The sequence below is a fragment of the Janthinobacterium sp. PLB04 genome, from assembly GCF_021165895.1.
GTDB lineage: Bacteria > Pseudomonadota > Gammaproteobacteria > Burkholderiales > Burkholderiaceae_D > Janthinobacterium > Janthinobacterium lividum.
The window spans coordinates 6,290,841-6,311,021 of the sequence record NZ_CP088968.1 but is presented as its reverse complement, the minus strand read 5'-3'; the positions used below and the strand labels follow the sequence as shown (position 1 = coordinate 6,311,021).

At 61.3% G+C, this 20,181-nt stretch carries 15 protein-coding genes; 7 read left to right on the top strand and 8 right to left on the bottom strand.

Annotated elements, in window-relative coordinates; all coding sequences use genetic code 11:
* The first annotated feature begins 73 nt into the window (after positions 1–73).
* The 6 genes from LSO07_RS27920 (at position 74) to LSO07_RS27895 (ending at position 9,098) form a co-directional block, all read left to right on the top strand.
* The gene (locus LSO07_RS27920) at positions 74–1,186 is read left to right on the top strand and encodes an NADH:flavin oxidoreductase/NADH oxidase (protein ID WP_151097436.1); all 1,113 of its coding nucleotides are present in this window, start codon (positions 74–76) and stop codon (positions 1,184–1,186) included.
* 159 nt (positions 1,187–1,345) lie between these two features.
* The gene (locus LSO07_RS27915) at positions 1,346–2,929 is read left to right on the top strand and encodes an ATP-binding cassette domain-containing protein (RefSeq protein WP_151097435.1); all 1,584 of its coding nucleotides are present in this window, start codon (positions 1,346–1,348) and stop codon (positions 2,927–2,929) included.
* A gap of 254 nt (positions 2,930–3,183) precedes the next feature.
* Positions 3,184–3,642: a RidA family protein gene (locus LSO07_RS27910; protein WP_034745569.1), complete on the top strand. Its 459-nt coding sequence runs from the start codon at positions 3,184–3,186 to the stop codon at positions 3,640–3,642.
* Positions 3,643–3,758: 116 nt separating this feature from the next.
* Positions 3,759–5,189: an amino acid permease gene (locus tag LSO07_RS27905; RefSeq protein ID WP_034778907.1), complete on the top strand. Its 1,431-nt coding sequence runs from the start codon at positions 3,759–3,761 to the stop codon at positions 5,187–5,189.
* Between the two features lie 419 nt (positions 5,190–5,608).
* On the top strand, positions 5,609–7,081 hold the full coding sequence (locus LSO07_RS27900) for an amino acid permease (RefSeq protein WP_080753216.1): 1,473 nt from the start codon (positions 5,609–5,611) through the stop codon (positions 7,079–7,081).
* A 67-nt stretch (positions 7,082–7,148) separates the two neighbouring features.
* Positions 7,149–9,098: a S9 family peptidase gene (locus tag LSO07_RS27895; RefSeq protein WP_225317443.1), complete on the top strand. Its 1,950-nt coding sequence runs from the start codon at positions 7,149–7,151 to the stop codon at positions 9,096–9,098.
* An 11-nt stretch (positions 9,099–9,109) separates the two neighbouring features.
* On the opposite strand, the gene LSO07_RS27890 is transcribed toward LSO07_RS27895, so the two are convergent.
* Positions 9,110–11,260 carry an FUSC family protein gene (locus tag LSO07_RS27890; RefSeq protein ID WP_151097432.1) on the bottom strand — a complete coding sequence of 717 codons (2,151 nt, stop codon included), beginning with the start codon at positions 11,258–11,260 and terminating at the stop codon, positions 9,110–9,112.
* Positions 11,261–11,350: 90 nt separating this feature from the next.
* A complete protein-coding gene (locus LSO07_RS27885) occupies positions 11,351–13,039 on the bottom strand; it encodes a M14 family zinc carboxypeptidase (protein ID WP_151097429.1) in 1,689 nt (562 codons plus the stop codon).
* A gap of 150 nt (positions 13,040–13,189) precedes the next feature.
* On the opposite strand from LSO07_RS27885, the gene LSO07_RS27880 reads away from it, so the two are divergent.
* Positions 13,190–13,759 carry a hypothetical protein gene (locus LSO07_RS27880; protein ID WP_151097427.1) on the top strand — a complete coding sequence of 190 codons (570 nt, stop codon included), beginning with the start codon at positions 13,190–13,192 and terminating at the stop codon, positions 13,757–13,759.
* 68 nt (positions 13,760–13,827) lie between these two features.
* Here LSO07_RS27880 and LSO07_RS27875 read toward each other — a convergent pair whose 3' ends face one another.
* The 6 genes from LSO07_RS27875 to purB form a co-directional block, all read right to left on the bottom strand.
* Positions 13,828–15,981, bottom strand: coding sequence for a S46 family peptidase (locus tag LSO07_RS27875; RefSeq protein WP_070254752.1), 2,154 nt, complete (start codon positions 15,979–15,981; stop codon positions 13,828–13,830).
* 307 nt (positions 15,982–16,288) lie between these two features.
* Positions 16,289–16,558 carry a GlsB/YeaQ/YmgE family stress response membrane protein gene (locus tag LSO07_RS27870; RefSeq protein ID WP_151097424.1) on the bottom strand — a complete coding sequence of 90 codons (270 nt, stop codon included), beginning with the start codon at positions 16,556–16,558 and terminating at the stop codon, positions 16,289–16,291.
* A gap of 166 nt (positions 16,559–16,724) precedes the next feature.
* The gene (locus tag LSO07_RS27865) at positions 16,725–17,300 is read right to left on the bottom strand and encodes a YceI family protein (protein ID WP_034778892.1); all 576 of its coding nucleotides are present in this window, start codon (positions 17,298–17,300) and stop codon (positions 16,725–16,727) included.
* A gap of 150 nt (positions 17,301–17,450) precedes the next feature.
* Positions 17,451–18,005, bottom strand: coding sequence for a YceI family protein (locus tag LSO07_RS27860; RefSeq protein ID WP_034778891.1), 555 nt, complete (start codon positions 18,003–18,005; stop codon positions 17,451–17,453).
* 43 nt (positions 18,006–18,048) lie between these two features.
* Positions 18,049–18,573 (bottom strand): cytochrome b, encoded by a 525-nt coding sequence (locus tag LSO07_RS27855; protein ID WP_151097421.1) that lies wholly within the window; start codon positions 18,571–18,573, stop codon positions 18,049–18,051.
* A gap of 185 nt (positions 18,574–18,758) precedes the next feature.
* Positions 18,759–20,138 (bottom strand): adenylosuccinate lyase, encoded by a 1,380-nt coding sequence (gene purB, locus LSO07_RS27850; RefSeq protein WP_034778887.1) that lies wholly within the window; start codon positions 20,136–20,138, stop codon positions 18,759–18,761.
* Positions 20,139–20,181 lie beyond the last annotated feature (43 nt).

Genomic DNA, 20,181 nt, shown 5'->3' with positions numbered 1-20,181 from the left:
AACGTAAGCAGGTGTAAGGCCCCGATCGCCAAAGCGCAGTAGAATCGGTGCTTCCCCTTTTCCGGAGTCCGCCATGAGCCAGCTATTCACGCCGTATGCACTGGGGCCGCTGCAGGTGGCCAACCGCATCGCCATTGCGCCCATGTGCCAGTACTCGGCCGACAACGGCAACGCCACCGACTGGCACATGATCCACCTGGGCCATCTGGCCCTGTCCGGTGCGGGCTTGCTGATGACGGAGGCGACGGCCGTCTCGCCCGAGGGACGCATTTCGGCCGAGGACCTGGGCCTGTGGTCGGACGCGAACCAGGCGGCGCTGGCCAAGGTGGTGCAGGCGATCCGCCGCCACTCTCCGATTCCGCTGGTGGTGCAACTGGGCCATGCTGGACGCAAGGCGTCGAGCCGCGCGCCATGGGAGGGCGGCGCCTGCGTGCATCTGGCCGAGGGCGGCTGGCAAACGGTGGCGCCGTCGGCCATCGCCCACGCACCCGGCGAAACCGTGCCGATCGCTCTGGACGAGATGGGTTTGCTGCAAATCAAGGGCGCCTTTGTGGCGGCCGCCCAGCGCGTGCATGCGCTCGGTATCGAGGGCATCGAATTGCATGCGGCGCACGGTTATCTGCTGCACCAGTTCCTCTCGCCGCTGGCCAACCAGCGCAAGGATGCGTATGGCGGCAGCCTGGAAAACCGCATGCGTTTCCCGCTGGAAGTCTATGAAGCCGTGCGCGCCGCCGTGCCGGCCACGGTGGCCGTGGGCGTGCGCCTTTCCGCCACCGACTGGGTCGATGGCGGCTGGGACATCGAACAAAGCGTGCGCTTCGCGCAGGAACTCAAGCAGCTGGGCGCCGACTTCATCCACGTCTCCAGCGGTGGCATTTCGCCCCAGCAGCAAATCCCCGTGGGACCGGGCTACCAGGTGGCGTTTGCCGAGCGCATCAAGCGCGACAGCGGCTTGCCCACCATCAGCGTGGGCTTGATCACGGCAGCGCAGCAGGCGGAAGATATCATCGCCAACGGCCAGTCCGACATGGTGGCGCTGGCGCGCGCCATCCTGTTCGATCCGCGCTGGCCCTGGCACGCGGCGGCCCAGCTGGGCGCGCAAGTGTCGGCGCCGCCGCAGTACTGGCGCTCGCAGCCGCGTGAATTCAAGAACCTGTTCGGCGACACGACCCTGGGCCAGCGCTAAGGGCCCTGCTCTGCTACACTGACGCTTCTCCCCATTTCTCCAGGACGCTTCGACATGCGCCATTGATACTGCCGTGCTGTGCACGGCCTCGCCCATCCCGCCACAGCGCCTTGCGCCGCGCGGGTTCGCCAGCCCTGTCTGCACGTACAAGGAGTATCCATGCCCGCATTACTACAACTCGACCGTCTTTCCTTCGTGCTGCCCGATGGCCGCACCCTGTTTTCCGATTTGCAAGTTTCCTTTGCCCCGCAACGTATCGGCCTCGTCGGCGATAACGGCGTGGGCAAGAGCGTGCTGGCGCGTCTGCTGGCGGGCCAGGCGCAGCCGTCTTCTGGCGCCGCGCGCTGTGACGGCAGCGTGCATTACGTGGCGCAGGAACTCGATCCGCAGCACTATTCCACCGTGGCGGCCCTCGCTGGCGTGACCAGCTTGCTGGCGGCGCTGGCGCGCATCGCCGAAGGCAGCATCGACGAAGCCGATTATGCCCTGGTGGGCGAACGCTGGGATGCCCATGCGCGCCTGCGCCAGGCGCTCGATGCGCTCGATTTGCGCCATGTGGATGCCGATACGCCAACGGCCAGCTTGAGCGGCGGCGAGCGCCAGCGCATCGCCCTGCAAGGCGCCTGGCTGTCGCAGGCGGACTGGCTGGTGCTCGATGAACCGAGCAACCATCTCGATGCGCAGCAGCGCGCCCGCCTGGTGGCGCAGATGGCGCGCTGGCCTGGCGGCTTGCTGCTGGTCAGCCATGACCGCGGCTTGCTCGAGCACGTCGATGAAATCGCCGAGCTGTCGCCGCAGGGCTTGCGCAGCTATGGCGGCAATTACGCGATGTATGCGCAGCAGCGCGCGCTGGAGCAGGCCGGTTTTGCGGCCGCCCTGCAGGCGGAAAAGGCCGGCGCCAGACGCGAACAGCGCGAGGCGCAGCAGCAGGCAGAACGGCAACAGAAACGGGTGACGCGCGGTGAACGCGAGGGCCGCGAAGGCAATCAAAGCAAGCTCCTGCTCGATGCGAAAAAGGAGAAAAGCCAGGATAGCCAGGGCAGGCTGCGCGTGCGCGCGCAAGAGGCGCAGCAGGCGCGCCAGCAAAGGGTGATGGACGCCAGCGCCCGCTGCGCGCCCGAGGCCGAACGGTTGCTGCTGGCACCCGAGAGTGCCGTGCCGAACGGCAAGCTGCTGCTGGAGCTGCGCGAATTGGTCTTGCCGCATGGCCAGGCGCACGCCATCAACCTGATACTGAACGGGCCGCGCCGCCTGGCCGTGACGGGCGACAATGGCAGCGGCAAGTCGACCCTGCTGCGCGTGATCGCCGGACAGCTGGCGCCCGCCAGCGGCGAACTGCGCTGCCATGCCAGGGTAGCCTGGCTGGACCAGCATGCGGGACTGCAGGACGGCGAGTGGAGCGCCGTGCAGCGCTTGCAGGAACGCCATAGCAGCATGCCGGAAGGCGAGCTGCGCACGCGGCTGGCGCTGCTGGGCATTGCCGGCGCGCGCGCCACCATGCCCAGCCGTCTGCTCAGTGGCGGCGAGCGCATGAAGGTGGCGCTGGCGGCCGAGCTGTATGCGCAGGCGCCGCCGCAACTGTTGCTGCTTGACGAGCCTGACAACCATCTGGACCTGGCCAGCCTGCAGGCGCTGGAGCAGATGCTGCTGCAATATCAGGGCGCGTTACTTGTGGTTTCGCACGACCAGGCATTTCTGGATGCGATAAACCTTGACCCGGAGGGCTTGATATTGCACAAGTGACAATTTAATGAAAAAAGTCACGCTCGATGCCTGTAGAGCATGCTTCATGAACCGATGCTGAATTTTGTTTGATTGTCGGTATAATCCACTGAATAACCGGGCCTATTTGTGAACTAAAACTGCTGGTTCACCAATATGATGACGTTTAATCTGGCACTGTTGTCGGTCACTGCCGCGCTGCCAGGGCGTCATCCTCCGTGCCCTGCCGTGCATGAATTTTGGTTTCGCTTATATTGTTTTCTTGGAGAAATAGCATGTCGTTTTACGAAAAACTCAAAGCCCTCAACATCGAACTGCCAGTCGTTGCCGCACCAGCTGCCGCCTACGTGATGCATGCCCGCACGGGCAACACCGTCTTCCTGTCCGGCCACCTGGCCAAGAAGGATGGCAAGGTCTGGGTGGGGCAGTTGGGCAAGGATGTCACGACGGAAGAAGGCAAGATCGCAGCGCGCGGCATCGCCATCGAACTGATCGCCACCTTGCAAGACGCCTGCGGCGGCGACTTGAACAAGGTCAAGCGCATTGTCAAGGTCATGAGCCTGGTCAATTCCACGTCCGAATTCACGGAACAGCACCTGGTGACGAATGGCGCCTCGGAACTGTTCGTCGAAGTCTTCGGCGACAGCGGCAAGCACGCCCGCTCCGCCTTCGGCGTGGCGCAAATCCCGCTGGGCGCTTGCGTCGAGATCGAGCTGATCGCCGAACTGGCCTGATCATCTGAACATGCCGGCGCTTGCCGCCGGCGCGCCTTTTCCTCCTTTCCAGCAAGAGCGGAACCGCCATTGGGGTGGAGGGATCGGTGTATTCAAGAAAAAAACGGAGACACGTAATGAAAACGAGTGAACAAGGCTTGCACCGCGGCCTGGGCGAGCGGCAGATCCGCCTGATGGCGCTGGGTGCCGCGATTGGCGTGGGCCTGTTTTTGGGTTCCGGCAACGCCATCAAGATGGCCGGCCCCGGCATCATGCTGTCGTACATCATCGGTGGCGCGGTCATCTTCATGATCATGCGCGCGCTGGGCGAAATGGCCGTGCACAATCCCGTGGCCGGCTCCTTCAGCCGCTATGCCCAGGATTACCTGGGTCCCCTGCAAGGCTATCTGACGGGCTGGAACTACTGGTTCCTGTGGCTGGTCACCTGCGTGGCGGAAATTACCGCCGTCGCCATCTACATGGGCATCTGGTTCCCCGACGTGCCGCGCTGGATCTGGGCCCTGGCGGCCTTGGGCTCCATGGGCGCCATCAACCTGCTGGCCGTGAAAGCCTACGGCGAGTTCGAGTTCTGGTTTGCCCTGATCAAGGTGGTCACCATCATCCTGATGATCATCGGCGGCACGGGCATGATCATCTTCGGTCTCGGCAACGACGGCGTGGCCATCGGTATCTCGAACCTGTGGACGCATGGCGGCTTCTTCCCGAATGGCGCGCAGGGCGTGCTGATGTCGCTGCAGATGGTGATGTTTGCCTACCTGGGCGTGGAAATGATCGGCCTGACGGCTGGCGAAGCGGCGAACCCGAAGAAATCGATTCCCGACGCCATCAATTCCGTGTTCTGGCGCATCCTGATTTTCTATGTCGGCGCGCTGTTCGTCATCCTGTCGATCTATCCATGGAATGAAATCGGCACCACCGGCAGCCCCTTCGTGATGACGTTCGAACGCCTGGGCATCAAGACAGCCGCCGGCATCATCAACTTCGTCGTGCTGACGGCGGCCTTGTCGTCGTGCAATGGCGGCATCTTCAGCACAGGCCGCATGCTGTACAACCTGGCGCTGCAAGGCCAGGCGCCCAAGGCGTTTGCGGAAACCACGGCCAGCGGCGTGCCGCGCCGCGCCATCCTGGTGTCCGTCGTGGCGCTGCTGATCGGTGTGCTGCTGAACTACATGGTGCCGGAAAAAGTGTTTATCTGGGTCACCTCGATTTCCACCTTCGGCGCCGTCTGGACCTGGGGCGTGATCCTCGTCACGCAGATCCAGTTCCGCAAGACCTTGACGCCGCTGGAAATCAAGAACCTGGCCTTCCGCATGCCGTTCGCGCCTTACGGTTCCTGGATTTCGCTGGCTTTCCTGGCGCTCGTGATCGGTCTGATGGCGTATTTCCCCGATACGCGCATCGCCCTGATGGTCGGACCAGCCTGGCTGATCCTGCTGACGGTGCTGTACTACGTACTGGGCCTGGCGCCGAAAGAGCGGCGCGATGACGTGCCGCAAGGCTACGAGGCAGGCTGGCCGCCGGCCGATGCGCCGCAGGGCAAGAAGTAATCCGGCTCGGCTGAGCTGAACCGAAAGCGCGCCCCTGCTCCAGCAGCGGCGCGCTTTTTCTTTCATATTGGCAATTCCATGTTCCCCTAGCGCCAGTGCGCGTTTTGCGGCGCACGCCTGGCGTTGTTTCCTTGCATCAAACTTCTGTTTAGCTACGCCGATGAAAGCCCTATAATCGCTTAGTTTTGAAAATGGACGCGATCTTTCCGGTTTTTTGCCAGGTAGGGCCGGAGCGCCGTTTTTAAGTGTTTTTACCCGTCATGTTTCGAACGACACCTGACAAAACCGTAGCGAGCGGATGCGAGTTGTGGCTAAGAAGCGCAGCTGTGCGAATGCACAGTGAGCATCGCAGGCCGCAAATCACGACGCGCAGTAGGTTTTGGCAGGTGTTCAAGTGCATGCCTCATAAAGGAATGCTAGTGAGCCAAACCCTGGTCCAGAAACTTTGCCGCACCAAGCCGATCGATACCACGGTCGAATATGGTGAAGGCCTCAGCAGCAGTGGCTTGAGCCGGTCCATCGGCCTGTTTTCCCTCACCATGATCGGCGTCGGCGCCACCATCGGCACGGGCATTTTCTTTACCATGGTCGAAGCCGTCCCCAAGGCGGGCCCATCGGTCGTCCTGTCTTTCCTGATCGCCGCCATCACGGCCGGCTTGACGGCCTTGTGCTATGCGGAATTGTCATTCCGCATACCCGCCTCCGGCTCCTCGTATTCGTTTGCCTATGCCACCGTGGGCGAGTTTCTTGCCTTCATCATGGCCGCCTGTCTGCTGCTCGAATACGGCTTGGCGGGCAGTGCCGTGGCCATCGGCTGGTCGTCCTACCTGAATAATTTCCTGGAAAATGCCTTCGGCTGGCACATCCCCGAGATGCTGCGCACGCCGATGATCGTTTCCGGCCCGCATGGCATGGAGTTTCATGCCGGCCACATCAACCTGCCGCCGATCTTTTTGATCTGCATGTGCGGCTTTTTGCTGCTGCGCGGCGCCAAGGAATCGGCCCTGATGAATGCCATCATGGTCATCATCAAGCTGGCGATCCTCGTATTTTTCATCGTCATCGCGTTTTCCGGCTTTAACGCCGACAATTTCTTCCCCTTCTTCAATGCCGACAACAGCAAGGGCTTTGCCGGCATGACGGGCGTCACAGCTGCGGCCGGTACTGTCTTCTTCTCCTTTATCGGCCTCGATACGGTGGCGACGGCGGGGGATGAAGTGAAAAATCCCACGCGCAACGTGCCGCGCGGCATTCTCGGCGCCTTGCTCATCGTTACCGTGTTTTATTTGCTGGTGGCCGTGGCCGCCCTCGGCGCACAGCAGGCGAAATTGTTCGAAGGCCAGGAAGCGGGCCTGGCGGTGATCCTGCAAAACGTCACGGGCAAGACCTGGCCCGCGCTGGTGCTGTCGGCCGGCGCCGTCATTTCCGTCTTCAGCGTGACCCTGGTGACGATCTACGGCCAGACGCGCATCCTGTTTGCCGTCAGCCGCGACGGCCTGATCCCGAAATCGTTCCAGAAAATCCACCCGCGCACCCTGGTGCCGGTCAGCAATACCATCATCGTTTGCCTGGTGGTGGCCGTGGTAGCCGGTTCCGTCGATGCCACGTACTTGTGGGACATGGTCAGCATCGGTACCCTGACAGCCTTCATGGTGGTCTCGATCGCCGTGCCCGTGCTGCGCCACAAGCAGGGCGCCAACCGCATCGAAGGCTTCAGCGTGCCGTTCGGCCCGTACGTGATTCCTGGCCTGAGCATCCTGGCTTGCCTGTACATCATGCGCGATTTGCCGCATACGACGTTTGTCGTGTTCAGCGTGTGGATGGCGGTGACGGTGGCCATTTATTTCCTGTACAGCATGCGGCATTCGCATCTGGGCAAGAAGGCCCGCTAATGCAGTCTGTTCCATCCAAAACCGCCGCGCTTGCCGGCGGTTTTTTTTATTTCTAACCGGAATTTACATGATGAAAATAACTGATTTGGCCGTTTGCGGCTTGCTGGCAAGCAGTCTTCTGGGCAACACGGCACAGGCCGCCCCTGCAACGGAGCCGGCATTGCGCGATTACCGCGCCGTGGCCCTGTCCGCGAATGGCCAGCGCATCGCCGCCATCGAATCGAGCAAGGCGGGCGAGCAGCCGCAGCGCCCGCATGCGGCCATCGTCGTGCGCGACGCCGCCAACGGCGCCATCGTGCAGCAATTCGATCCGTGTATCGTGTGTTCCTACGACAAGCCCAGCTGGTCGCCCGATGGCCGGCAGCTGGCTTTCATTGCCTACGACGCCAAGGCGGGCACGGCGCAGCTGTACCTGGCCACGCTGTCGCAGGCGCAGGCACGTGTGTTGACCACTATCAAGGGCGTGGCCAGCACGGTGCGCTGGTCGCCGGATGGCAAGCAGCTGGCTCTGCTGGCCACGGTGGGCGCGCGCAAGCTGGCCGGCGCCGTGGAGGCTGGCGTGCGCCAGGTGGGCGAAGTGGGCAGCGAAGACGATGCCCAGCGCATCGCCGTCGTGCCGGCCAGCGGCGGCGAGCCGCGTCTGCTGTCGCCAAGCGACACCTATGTGTATGAATACAGCTGGACGCCCGATGGCCGCGGCTTTGTTGCCACCAGCGCGCAAGGCAATGGCGACAGCAACTGGTGGGTTGCCAAGCTCAGCCATATTGATGCGGCCACGGGCGCCCTGCGCGTGATCGCGTCGCCAGCCATGCAGCTGAACCTGCCTTCCGTCTCGCCGGATGGCAAGACGGTGGTCTTCATCGGCGGCCTGATGAGCGATTTCGGCTCCATCGGCGGCGATCTCTACACCGTGCCGCTAGCCGGCGGCACGCCACGCAATCTCACACCCGACTATCGCGGCACCTTCAATGGCGTCGTCTGGCGCGGCGCCGGTTTGCTGGCAACGGCCCTGATCGATTCGCAGCTGGCGCTGGTGCCCGTCGATGCGCAAAGCGGCCCGGCCCGGCCGGTGATGCTTGGTGAACTGAGCAGCAGCGGCAGCGACGGCCGCTTGTCGTTCAGCGCCGACGGCCAGTACGCTGCCGCTGCCCAGGAAGCCTTTACGCATGCTTCTTACCTGGTGGCGGGACCGGTGGGCCAGCTGAAAAAGATTACGCGTGACAATGACGGTTTTGCGCCGCAGCTGACGGTGCAGAACGTGGGCTGGAACAACGAGCAATACAAGGTGCAAGGCTGGCTGCTGGGGCCGTTGAAGACGGAAGCAGGCAAGCAGTATCCGATGATCGTCAACGTGCATGGCGGCCCCGGTGCGGCTGCCTCGCCCCGTTACGTGGGGGCGAGCACCCTGATCCATGAATTGACGCAAAAGGGCTATTTCGTCTTCCTGCCCAATCCGCGTGGCAGTTTTGGCCAGGGCCAGGCATTTACGCGCGCCAATATGGCCGACTTCGGCGGCGGCGACTGGCGCGACATCCTGGCCGGCATCGATACGGTGCAAAAAGTGGCGCCCGTCGATGGCCAGCGCCTGGGCCTGATCGGCCATTCGTATGGCGGTTTCATGACCATGTGGGGCGTCACGCACAGCGACCGCTTCAAGGCGGCCGTGGCCGGTGCGGGCGTGTCGAACTGGATCAGCTATTACGGCCAGAACGGCATCAATCAGTGGATGATCCCGTTCTTTGGCGCTTCCGCCTATGACAAGCCGGAGGTCTACCGCCGTGCCTCGCCCATCGAATCGATCAAGGCGGCGAAGACGCCGACCCTGATCTACGTGGGCGAGCGCGACGTGGAAACGCCGGCGGCCCAGTCGCTGGAATTCTGGCACGGCTTGCGCGCCATGGGCGTACCGTCCAGCCTGTTCATCTACGATGGCGAAGGGCACTCCTTCCGCAAGCCCGAGCACCAGCGCGACTTGCAGAAACGTACAATCGGCTGGTTTGAGCGCTATCTGAAATAGATCCCGGGGATTTAGCGCGGTGTCACAATGTGTACGATCGCCGCGCTATGTATCACGATCTTGTCGGCATCGGCTTGCAACAGGCGGATGCGCCGCTGCACCAGCGGCCAACCGGACCAGGCCACGTCGCTGACGGGCGGCGCGGCAGGGGGAGCCAGCGGCGCGCTGATGGTGGCCTGGTTGTCGAGCTGCTCCAGCGCGCGCGACAGGGTCAAACACACTTGCGTATGGCTGTGGCTGAGCAAGGCGTTGACGGGCGCGACGGGCAGCTGGCTGGCGTGGCGTCCCAAGATGGAGCGCAGGGCCGCGACGTGGGCCACCAGCAAGTAATTTTGCACGATGAACAGGTTGATGTCTTCCACGGCCCGCTGCTTGCTGGCCGGTTCGTCGAGCATGCGCACCAGCGCCGAGCTGAGCGCGGCCAGGCTGTCCATCAAGCGCTTGCGCTCGATGCGGTAGGCGAAATCATCGAAACACTTTCCCTGCAACAGCGCGAAGCTGGCCTGCATATAGCTGAGGTTTACATTGAGCACCTGGCGCACCAGGCGCGGCAGGCTCTGGTATTCCCAGTTGGCCAGCACAAAGCTGAACACGGTGGCCACGGCTGCGCCGATCAGGGTATCGATCAGGCGTTCGCTGACGAGGTTCGGGTTGCTGGGCGCCACCAGGTGCATTTGCAGCAAGATCATCAGGCTCACGGCGATGGCCGTGTAGCGGTAGCGCAAATAAATGAAGGTGGGCGTGGCCACGATGGAGAGGAACAAAATGGCCATCAGCACGATATTGCTGTGCACGAAGCGGATCACGATGGCCGTGATCACGCAGCCGATGATGGTGCCGATGATGCGGTCGGCGCGGCGCTGTCGCGTCATGCTGAACGTGGGGCGCAGGATGATGACGATGGTGAGCACAATCCAGTAGCTGTGGGCCGCATACGGCAGCCAGTGGCCAATCAGCAAGCCTACCGAGATCGCCATCGATACGCGCAGGGCGAAGCGGAATACGGGCGAATCCAGGCGCAGATTCGACAGCAGGGTTTTCAGTTCATATTTCTGCTGCGACAAGAATGGCGCCATGTCCGCGCCGCTCCAGAACGGTACGTTGTCGTAGACTTTCTGGCTGGCCAGGTGCAATTCCGCGATCATTTTCAGAATGGCGCGGATCTTGTTGCGCTGCGCGCGCAGGGTGGCCAGCGCTTCCTGCGCATTTTCTCCCTTTGCCTGCAGGCGGGCAATTTCTCCTTCGATGTCGGCCCATTCCTTGTCGTAGCTGATCTGCGCATACGAGGCGCGCTTGCGCGTGACGGCGTAGGCCACGGCTTCGATGTCGCGCGCCGCCTTGTAGGCCAGGTCGTGCAAGGACTTCAGTACGTCGGAGTCGGCCAGGTGCTGGCGCAGCAGCGCGTAATCCGTGTGCGTGGAAAGGATCAGTTCATATAGATCGAGCATGCATACGTGCACTTGCACGACGATGGCATCCTTGCTGTTCTTGTGGCTGCGCAAAATCAGGTCGCGCGACGCTTGCTGGCGGTCGGCCAAAATGCTTTGATGGCGCACCAGCTTGTTGAACTGCTCCGTCAGGTTAAAACGCGTGTCGTAGAAATCGGCCTTGATGTCGATGTAGGCGGCCAGTTCGAACAGGGCTTCGGCCAGCACTTGCTGCTTGATGCGGTGGCGCAAGACCCAGGCGATGGCCATGGCGTAAGCCAGATAGATGAGGCCACCGAGCATGAACAGGCCCGCGTGGTGGAACGATTGCTGCCACGTCATCTGGTGCTCCATCGACATCGTCATGATGAACAGGGCGGCCAGTTGCAAGGGCATGGATTTCTTGCCGTACACCACCATCATGCTGGCGAGGAAACTGACGAGGACGAGCACCGTCATCAACAGCCACTGCACGGGCCCGCATAGGCTGATCAATAAGGTGACGGCGCTGCACAGCAGTACCGAGGCCAGCATTTCGTTGAACTTGTGGCGCAGCGGGCTGGGCATGTCCATCAAGGTCGTGCACAGGGCGCCGATGCATACCGTCATGGCGGTGGCGCTATCGCTGATTTCCTGGGTCAGCAAGGCCAGGCCGACGAGACCGATGGCCACGCGCAAGCCCAGATAAAAATAATGGCTGTAAATAAAGGTGCGCAGGTTCAGTGCGTAGTGCATGGGATTACCTTGTGGGTAGGGCACAGAAAGAGGCGCCGCACCGGGGTCTCCGATGCGGCGCCAGGATGTTGCCGTCGCTACAGCCCGGATTTACATCAGGGCGATTACTGGGTAGCGCCGCCATTCCGGCTCGGCAAAGCGCTGGCAGTGTGCAAAGATGAAGTTCAGCACGGCCTCCTGATTGCTCAGCAAGGCGGGATTGGCAGCTTTCCAGTCAGCAAACTTGGCCGCCAGCGCCGGTTCATCGCGCAGCAGTTCGGATGCCATGTCTTCGAAGACGTAATCGGAAAACGCTTCTTTCTTCTCCAGCACGCTATTGAAGAAACCCCAGCGGAAGAAGCTGTCATGCGCCTGCGGCTCCAGCGTTTCCACGGCGTAGCGGGCGTTGTCCTGATCCAGGCTGACGACATAATCGCCCGCTTGCACGGTGAACTGGCCCGTGCGCGCTTCGAGTTCTACATGGTCGTGGAACATGTGGCCTTCGTAGGCCGTGGCGCGCGTGCCGACAGAGGCGATGTGGTAGTAGCGGGCCGTTAGCGTCTGTTCGGTGGTGATGCGGCTCATTTCGACGCCGTTCCAGCGCAGCCGTTCGATCACTTCGCGCCACGCTTGCGGCACGATATAGGCTTTCGGCGCGGCCACGGTGACGTCCGCATCGAAGCGGTTGTAGTAGGCGATATCGCGTTCCCACGGCTGCGAGCGGTCGTAGGACAGGCGCTGGTAGTCACCCAGCAGACTCGGCGTGTATTGCGCCGCATAGCCCTTGAAGGGGAAGGTCGACGGCTGCTCTTCATTCATGGCCCAGTGGATCGGCCATGCGGCTTGCGTGCGGCCAGCTGCTTTTGCCAGCGCGCGCAATTGCTTGATCTGTTCGCCATGTTCAATGGTAAACGCCATGGTGATGTCGAGCAGGGCGCGCATGGAAGCGTAGCGGTCGGCAAACGGTTTCAGCATGTGCGTTTCCGGCATGAAACCGATGACGTGATGCAAGGCCGCAAAGCCGGTCGAGAAACGGGGCACTTCGAGGAATTCGGCAATGCCGTGGTCGGGGCTGTCCTTGACGGGGTTCACGTACGGGCAGGTGGGCCAGCCAGCGTTTTCCATCTGCGCAAAGATGTGCGGCAGCATGGTGTCTTGCAGGAAGGGGCCCAGGCCGTTGCCCAGCTTATCCGTCTGCGTGTGGATCAGGGTCATCGTGTACGGATAGTCGGCGCCGTTCGACGTATGCGTGTCGACCATCACGTCCGGGTCCCAGCTGGCCAGCAGGCGGTTGAACACTTGCGCGTTCAGGCTGTCGCACTTGATGAAGTCGCGGTTCAAGTCCAGGTGGCGGCTATTGCCGCGGAAACCGAATTGCTCCGGGCCATCCTGATTCACGCGCGATGTATTGGCGCGGTTCAGGCTGCCATCGACGTTGTAGATCGGAATGAACAGCAAGACGGTGCTGCCCAGCGCCGCCAGGCGTTCCGGCTGCGTGCAGAGGTCGCGCACGATGGCCATGCAGGCGTCGATGCCTTCCGGTTCGCCCGGGTGGATGCCGTTGTTGTTGAAGAACACCGTGCGGCCCGCGCGTTTGATCTGTTCGCGGTCAAACACGCCGTCCGCGCTGACGACGCCAGCGTGGATGGGCACGCCCGAGTCGGACAGGCCGATCTGTTCGAAGTGCAGCACTTGCGGATAGCGTGCGGCAAGATCTTGATAGAAGGTGATGCATTCCAGCCAGGTCGTGGTCTGGTTGTGGTTACCGAGTTCGTAGGTCGTGCGCAAGTCTGGTGGCATAGCGGTCTGAGTCTGGGAGGGGGAAGGCGCGCTGGGTAAGTACGCCCGCTAGGGGCCAATTGTAGCACCGGCGCTCTTGCCTTGAGGCGCCGCAGGGGCTTGTTGCCGTACTTGTGTTATGAATACGTTTCACGCACGAGGGGAGGCGGCATGGGCAAGTCGGCGATGGCGGCGCTGGTGTGGGGGATATGCCTGGCGGCGCAGGCGGCGCCGTTGCGCTTGCCGGCGGGCAAGGAGCCTGTGGCGCAGGGCGGTTCTGTCACGGCTGCCGCGCAGGGCGCGCTGATACGTTACCGGGGCTGGCTGCTGGCCGTCGATGGCGCCGTGCCGGAAGAACGGCCTGACATCGTGCTGACGTCGGCGCAGGCGCGCCACGCGCCGCAGCTGCGGATCGGCTCCATGCAGCGCAGCCTGCCCCTGTGGTCCGCTTTCGAGCTCGTCAAGGGAAGCGCGCGCCTGCGCATCACGGCGCTGCCGGGGCCAGATGAGCTTTCCGCGCTGCTGCTGGACTTTGGCGATGGCGACTACCGCATCGTGATTCCCGCCGCCGGTATCGCGCGGCCCGCCTATCCGCTGCTGGCGCAGCGCTTTCCCGGCGCCGACCTGGCCTTGCTGCTGCAGGATGGCCGGCGGGTCATGCTGCCGCTGGGAAGTGGCAGGGCGCCAGTGTTTGGCGAAGAGCAAGCCGTACCTTACCGTTTTACCAAAGTAAAACGTTAGGCGAAAAAAAGCCACTCCCGCAGGAGTGGCTCAGGCTAAAGCGCCCGTTGCCGGGTTATTGCTTCTTGTTATTCAGCGCCCATTTCTTTCAGCAGGTTGTCTGCGTGGTCGATGTGTTTCATGTTCCACAGCATGTAGCGCAGGTCGACCTGGATCGAACGGGTGTTGGCCTTGTTGTAGTCCCAATCGGAAATGATCGAGTCCAAGGTGCCGTCGAAGGCCAGGCCGATGAATTCGCCTTTGGCGTTCAGGGCAGCCGAACCGGAGTTACCGCCGGTGATGTCCAGGGTGGCCAGGTAGTCGACCGGCACGGTTTTCAGCTTGGGATCGACGAATTTACCGAAGTCCTTGGCTTTGATCGCGGCCAGTTGATTCGCTGGTGCATTGAACTCGCCCTGGCCCGTGGCTTTGGCAACGACGCCATTGACGGTGGTGAAGGCAGACCAGGTGGTGCCGTCGGCGCCGTGGTCACGGCCGGCTACTTTGCCGAACGTGACGCGCAGGGTGCTGTTGGCGTCAGGATAGACGGCTTGGCCTTTGCTCTTCATGAAGGCAATCTTTGCTTTCATGTAATTGGCGTAGGCTTGCTGGATCTTGCCTGCCAGTTCTTCGTCTTCCGCTTCGTTTTTCAGCGAATCCGGATACATGGCGACGGCTGCCTGGATGAAGCTGTCCTTGCTGGCCTGGAATTCGGCTGGCGTGCGTTTCAGCCACGCTGCGCGTTCTTCCTTGTCGGCCAGCTTGCTGCCCGCATACAGTTTGTCCAGGGCGGCGGACAGGTCGGCTTGCGACATGCCGTCCTTGATGCCGATGGCGGCGTCAAAGCTGGCGCGGCGCTGTGCTGCCGGTTGCGCGGCGTACTTGGTCAGGCTGTTCAGTACCAGTGCCTTGTCGACTTTTTCATCGTAGGTGCGCTCGACCGACGTGATGCTCGACGACAGACGTGGCAAATCGCGCGTCTGGTAGCCGGACTTGCGTTCCGTATCAGCCTTGGTGCCTTCGTTCGACAGGCGGTACAGGCTGCGTGCCGTGTTCAGCAGGCGTGGCTGTGCGTAGCTCAGGAAGAAATCGCGCTTGGTGTCGGCATCGCGCTCGGCGATCAGCTTTTCCACTTGCTCGATGTCGCCGGCAAATTCCGCCTTGCGGGCAGCATTCGCGTTGACCCAGGTTTTCAGGGCTTCGTGTTCCGTCGTCTTGCGCGCCAGGAAGTCGCTGCCGGCGTAGGAATCCAGCATGCCTTGGCGGTTCTTGTAGTAATTGTTCACGCCAGCAACCTGGCCCGCGTATTTCAGGGCAACATCCTTGTTGTCCTTGGTTTCGCGCGCGATGATGGCCAGGGTTTCGCCCGACGCTTTCACGAAGGCCGGGTAGTTCCAGTCAAACGTGTACGCCACTTCCGATGGCAGGCGGTGGCGGTTGGTGCGGCCAGGGTAGCCCAGGACCATCACGAAATCGCCTTCTTTCAAGCCATCCTTGGCCAGTTTCAGCACGTGTTTTGGCTGGTAAGGCACGTTGTCCTTGCTGAAGTCGGCAGCTTTGCCGTCTTTGCTGACATAGGCGCGGTAGAAACCGTAGTCGCCCGTGTGGCGTGGCCACATCCAGTTGTCGGTGTCGCCGCCGAACTTGCCGACGCCTGCCGGAGGCGCGTGCACCAGGCGCACGTCGCGGATTTCCAGTTGCTTGATCAGGTAGAACTCCAGGCCGCCGTAGTAGGCGGACACGGTGCAGCGGAAGCCGGCTTCTTTTTCGCATTCGGCCACCAGTTTCTTCTGGTTTTTCTCAATCGCGTCGATGCGTGCCTTGCCTTGCAGCTTGGCCACGTCGGCGGTGATGATCTTGTCGCTGACATTGGTCACGGCCGAGGTTACGAAGATGCGGCTGCCTGGGGCGGCCGGCAATTCTTCAGCGAACGTCTTGGCCAGGAAACCGTTGGCCAGCAAATCGCGCTCTTTGGTCGAATTGACCGCCACGCTGTTGTAGACGCAATGGTGGTTGGTGGCAACCAGGCCTTGCGGCGAGACGAACGAAGCCGAGCAACCGCCCAGGCTGACGATGGCGCCCATGGGGAATTCGGTCAGTTTGGTCAGGTTGGTCGGATCGAGTTTCAGTCCGGCCGCTTTCAGTTCCTTGGCCACTTGTGGCAGCTGTTGGGGCATCCACATGCCTTCGTCGGCGTGTGCGAAGTTGCTCAGGATGGCGAGCGCGATTAAAGATTTTTTCATTCGAGTTCTAGTCTTTTACATGAAGGGAAGTCGGAACCAACGTGTACCCAGTGTTTTTTCTCAGCGGGCGACCTAGAGTATCCGTATCGAACTCGCACTAGTCAATCACATTTTCCCGAGGGCATGTTTGTAGTTGCTTGTAAAAATTGCACTATTTTCGGCGTTGCAGGGGCAGGAGTGGGCTGCGAACGGGCATTTTCTCGTGCCGCGGCTGTGGTATTGTCCATACAATTGTCTTGCCAGCAATAAAAAATGGCCGGGCGCTTGCGCGGCCCGGCCACTTGCTGATGCGCTGTCATGTGTCTGCTTAGCGTATTTTGCCGCGGCGCAAAAGATTCACGATGCCCAGCAGGATCACGGCGCCCAGGAACGAGACCAGCAGAGAAGCCAGGTTGAAATTGTCGCTATTGATGGTGCCCGTGCCGAACAGGGGGGCCAGCAGCCAGCCGCCGAGGAAGGCGCCGACGATGCCGACGACGATATTGAGGAAGATGCCCTGTTGCGCATTCGTTTTCATGACCATGCTGGCCAGCCAGCCGATGACGCCGCCAATAACGATCCAGATAATGAAATTCATGTAGTCCTCCGCGCGGTGGATAAGTGGGTGTGCCATGTCAGAACAACATCATGCCAATGGATAGTGATGCCGCACGATAGAAAAGTCCAGCGGATTCGCGCTGCGCATGCAAAAGCCCGCCTGGCTGCGGGCAGCGAGGCGGGCTTGTCATGTGGCAAGGCCGTGTTTAGTCGGCCTTGATGGCTTCCACCTGGATGGCCAGCTTGACTTCCGGCGAGAACGCCGGCATGCCGTAGTTCAGGCCAAAGTCGCTGCGCTTGAATTCCGCCGTGGCATCGGCGCCGCACACTTCGCGCTTGTAGCGCGGATGCATGATGCACTTGAACTTGCTCACGTTCAGCTTGACGGGCTTGGTTACGCCCAGCAGCGTCAGTTCGCCATCGACTTCCACCAGCTGGTCGCCGTCGAACTTGAGCGATTTGCTCTTGTAGGTGATTTGCGGGAATTTTTCGACGTTGAACATGTCCGCTTTTTTCGCGTGCGTGTTCATGGCGTCGAGGCCGAAATCGATCGAATCGGCGTCGATGACGAGGTCCAGGCTGCCCGTCTTGGCGGCGCGGTCCAGGGTGACCGTACCCTTGGTCTTGTTGAACTTGCCGCGCCACACGGACATGCCCATATGATCGGCTTCAAAGCTGGGGAAAGTGTGCGTCGGGTCGAGGTTGTAGGTGTCGGTAGCGGCCATGGCCGAACCCACGCCGGCGGCTGCCAGCACGGCGATCATCAAGTGCTTCAATTTCATTGAATTCCTAACTAAGTTAAACAACAGATTTTTGGGCGGTGATCTGATATGTAACGCCTGAAAAACGTTCAGGGCCAGGCGCCTTGCCGAAGGCAGTACGAATAGTACGACGAGGCAAGAGCAATGCAGCCATGGACGTTTTTTCGGGTGTTACTGCGCAGCGACGTGGAACTTGATGGTGACTTCGTCGGCAACCATGCTCGTGTCTTTCCACTCGCCTTCGCCGATGTTGTAGGTCAGGCGCTTGATCGGCAGGGCGCCGTCGAAGGCATATTTGCCGCCATCGGCTTTGACCGTCAGGGGGAAGGTCACGTCGGTGGTCTTGCCTTTGATGCTCAGCTTGCCGCTGACCGTCAGCTTGCCCGCGCCGGCGGCCTTGATGCTGCTCGAAACGAAGGTGGCTTTCGGGAACTGGGCCGCGTTAAACCATTCTTTCTTGGCCACTTCCTTGTTGTATTCCGGGTCGCCGATATCGATGCTGGCCGTTTCGATTTCCACCGAGGCTTTCGAGGCGTCCGGCGTAGCCGGGTTGTAATCGATGGCGATATTGAATTTCTTGAACTTCGCTTCCACGGGCACGTTCATTTGCTTGAACACGGCCGACACGCTGGTCTTGGCGGGATCGACTTTCAGCAGGGTGGCGGCGGTGGCGGCCACGGATAGGCCCAGCAGGGAAGCGAGGACGATGCGTTGGGTGGTTTTCATCTTATTTTTCCTGGAGTTTCAGTGAGCAAGGGTGAAGTCGGTGTTATGGCAGCATGCGTTTAAGTACGCCGTCTTTGTCGATAAATTGATGCTTCAGCGCCGCCAGCACATGGGCAGCCACGGCGGCGGCCATCGTCATGTTCAGAACATAATGAATCTCTTTTAAAAGTGGCTTAAGTTCCGGGTTCGGCGCCATGATGACGGGCAGCTGGAACAGGCCCAGGTAGACCACGGGTACGCCGGCGGCCAGCGTGTACAGGTAGCCGGAAACGGGCACGGCGAAGATCAGCAGGTACAACAGCACATGCATGGCGTCGGCCGCCTTCTTTTGCCAGGCCACCATGCTGGCCGGGTGCGGCGGCGGTACGTTGGCCTTGCGCCACAGCAGGCGGATGGCGGCGATGGCCAGCACGGTCACGCCCAGCCATTTATGCCAGGAGAAATATTTGAGCTTGGTGGGCGTCAGGCCGGGAATATCGACCATGACCAGGCCCATGATGAAGGCGCTGATGATCAGCAGGGCGGTCAGCCAGTGCAGGATGATGGCGGTGGTGGTGTAGCGTTGCATCGACGGCTTTCTTGAAAGTAGTACGTATTAGGACTAATTTGGCCTAATATACCAAAGAAAAGCAATTTACGCTGCGTGCTGGAGATTCTACAAGAAAGATTGCCGGAAAAACCGCGGGGCGGGCAGCATTTGTGTGCTGGCCGCCCCGCAGGAGTGGGATCGCATGATCCCCATGTGGAAACTGCTTAGATGGCTTTGGCCAATTGCGCCGCGATGCCGATGTAGTTACCCGGCGTCATGGTCAAGAGCACGTCCTTGGCATCCTGCGGAATGGCCAGGCCATTGACGAAGGTTTGCAGCGCTTCTTTCGAGATGCCCTTGCCGCGCGTGAGCTCTTTCAGCTGCTCGTACGGGTTTTCGATGCCATAGCGGCGCATCACGGTTTGTACGGGCTCGGCCAGCACTTCCCACGTCGCGTCTAGGTCTTGCGCCAGGCGCGCGTGGTTTACTTCCAGCTTGTTCAGGCCGCGCAGGCAGCTGTCATAGGCCAGCAGGGTGTAGCCCAGGCCCACGCCGATATTGCGCAGCACGGTCGAATCCGTCAAGTCGCGCTGCATGCGCGAGACGGGCAGTTTTTCCGACAGGTGTTTCAGGACGGCGTTGGCCAGGCCCAGGTTGCCTTCCGAGTTTTCGAAGTCGATCGGGTTGACCTTGTGCGGCATGGTCGACGAACCGATTTCGCCCGCTTTCAGTTTTTGCTTGAAGTAGCCCAGCGACACGTAGGTCCAGATGTCGCGGTTCAGGTCCAGCAGGATCGTGTTGGCGCGCGCGAAGGCGTCGAACAGTTCAGCCATGTAGTCGTGCGGCTCGATCTGGATGGTGTACGGATTGAAGACCAGGCCCAGGCGCTGTTCGATGACGGCCTTCGAGAATGCCGGCCAGTCGAAGCCGGGGTAGGCCGACAGGTGGGCATTGTAGTTGCCGACGGCGCCATTCATCTTGCCGAGGATTTCCACTTGCTCGATGCGTTTCACGGCGCGCTGCAAGCGGGCCACGACGTTGGCAAATTCCTTGCCCAGGGTGGTCGGGCTGGCCGTCTGGCCGTGTGTGCGCGACAGCATCGGCACGTCAGCGTTGTCGTGCGCGATCTGCGTCAGCTTGGCCACCAGGCCGTTCAATGCCGGCAGCATCACGCCATCGCGGGCGGCTTTCAGCATCATGCCGTGCGAGGTGTTGTTGATGTCTTCCGAGGTGCAGGCGAAATGGATGAATTCCGACGCCGCCACCAGTTCCGGCACGTCCGCCACTTGTTCCTTCAGCCAGTATTCGACAGCCTTGACGTCATGGTTGGTGACCGCTTCGATGGCCTTGATGCGGGCCGCGTCGGCTTCCGAGAAATCGCTCGCCATCTTGTCGAGCAGGGCGTTCGCTTCGGCCGAGAAAGGCTTGATTTCGGCGAAACCGGCTTGCGACAGCGCTTGCAGCCAGGAGATTTCCACTTTCACGCGGTGGTGCATGAAACCGGCTTCGGACAGGATCGGGCGCAGCAGATCGGTCTTGCTGGCGTAGCGGCCATCGAGCGGAGACAGGGCCGACAGCGTGGAATACGGAGTAGTAGAAGTCATGAGAGCGGACGCAAGTTAAAGAAACGGTTGGCGTGTGGCGCGC

Excerpts from the sequence above, each read along its gene's own strand:
- LSO07_RS27880 (WP_151097427.1), top strand. The coding sequence starts at position 13,190 with ATGGGCAAGTCGGCGATGGCGGCGCTGGTGTGGGGGATATGCCTGGCG.
- LSO07_RS27895 (WP_225317443.1), top strand. The coding sequence starts at position 7,149 with ATGATGAAAATAACTGATTTGGCCGTTTGCGGCTTGCTGGCAAGCAGT.
- LSO07_RS27920 (WP_151097436.1), top strand. The coding sequence starts at position 74 with ATGAGCCAGCTATTCACGCCGTATGCACTGGGGCCGCTGCAGGTGGCC.
- LSO07_RS27865 (WP_034778892.1), bottom strand. The coding sequence starts at position 17,300 with ATGAAATTGAAGCACTTGATGATCGCCGTGCTGGCAGCCGCCGGCGTG.
- LSO07_RS27875 (WP_070254752.1), bottom strand. The coding sequence starts at position 15,981 with ATGAAAAAATCTTTAATCGCGCTCGCCATCCTGAGCAACTTCGCACAC.
- LSO07_RS27915 (WP_151097435.1), top strand. The coding sequence starts at position 1,346 with ATGCCCGCATTACTACAACTCGACCGTCTTTCCTTCGTGCTGCCCGAT.
- LSO07_RS27910 (WP_034745569.1), top strand. The coding sequence starts at position 3,184 with ATGTCGTTTTACGAAAAACTCAAAGCCCTCAACATCGAACTGCCAGTC.
- purB (WP_034778887.1), bottom strand. The coding sequence starts at position 20,138 with ATGACTTCTACTACTCCGTATTCCACGCTGTCGGCCCTGTCTCCGCTC.
- LSO07_RS27870 (WP_151097424.1), bottom strand. The coding sequence starts at position 16,558 with ATGAATTTCATTATCTGGATCGTTATTGGCGGCGTCATCGGCTGGCTG.
- LSO07_RS27885 (WP_151097429.1), bottom strand. The coding sequence starts at position 13,039 with ATGCCACCAGACTTGCGCACGACCTACGAACTCGGTAACCACAACCAG.
- LSO07_RS27855 (WP_151097421.1), bottom strand. The coding sequence starts at position 18,573 with ATGCAACGCTACACCACCACCGCCATCATCCTGCACTGGCTGACCGCC.
- LSO07_RS27860 (WP_034778891.1), bottom strand. The coding sequence starts at position 18,005 with ATGAAAACCACCCAACGCATCGTCCTCGCTTCCCTGCTGGGCCTATCC.
- LSO07_RS27890 (WP_151097432.1), bottom strand. The coding sequence starts at position 11,260 with ATGCACTACGCACTGAACCTGCGCACCTTTATTTACAGCCATTATTTT.
- LSO07_RS27905 (WP_034778907.1), top strand. The coding sequence starts at position 3,759 with ATGAAAACGAGTGAACAAGGCTTGCACCGCGGCCTGGGCGAGCGGCAG.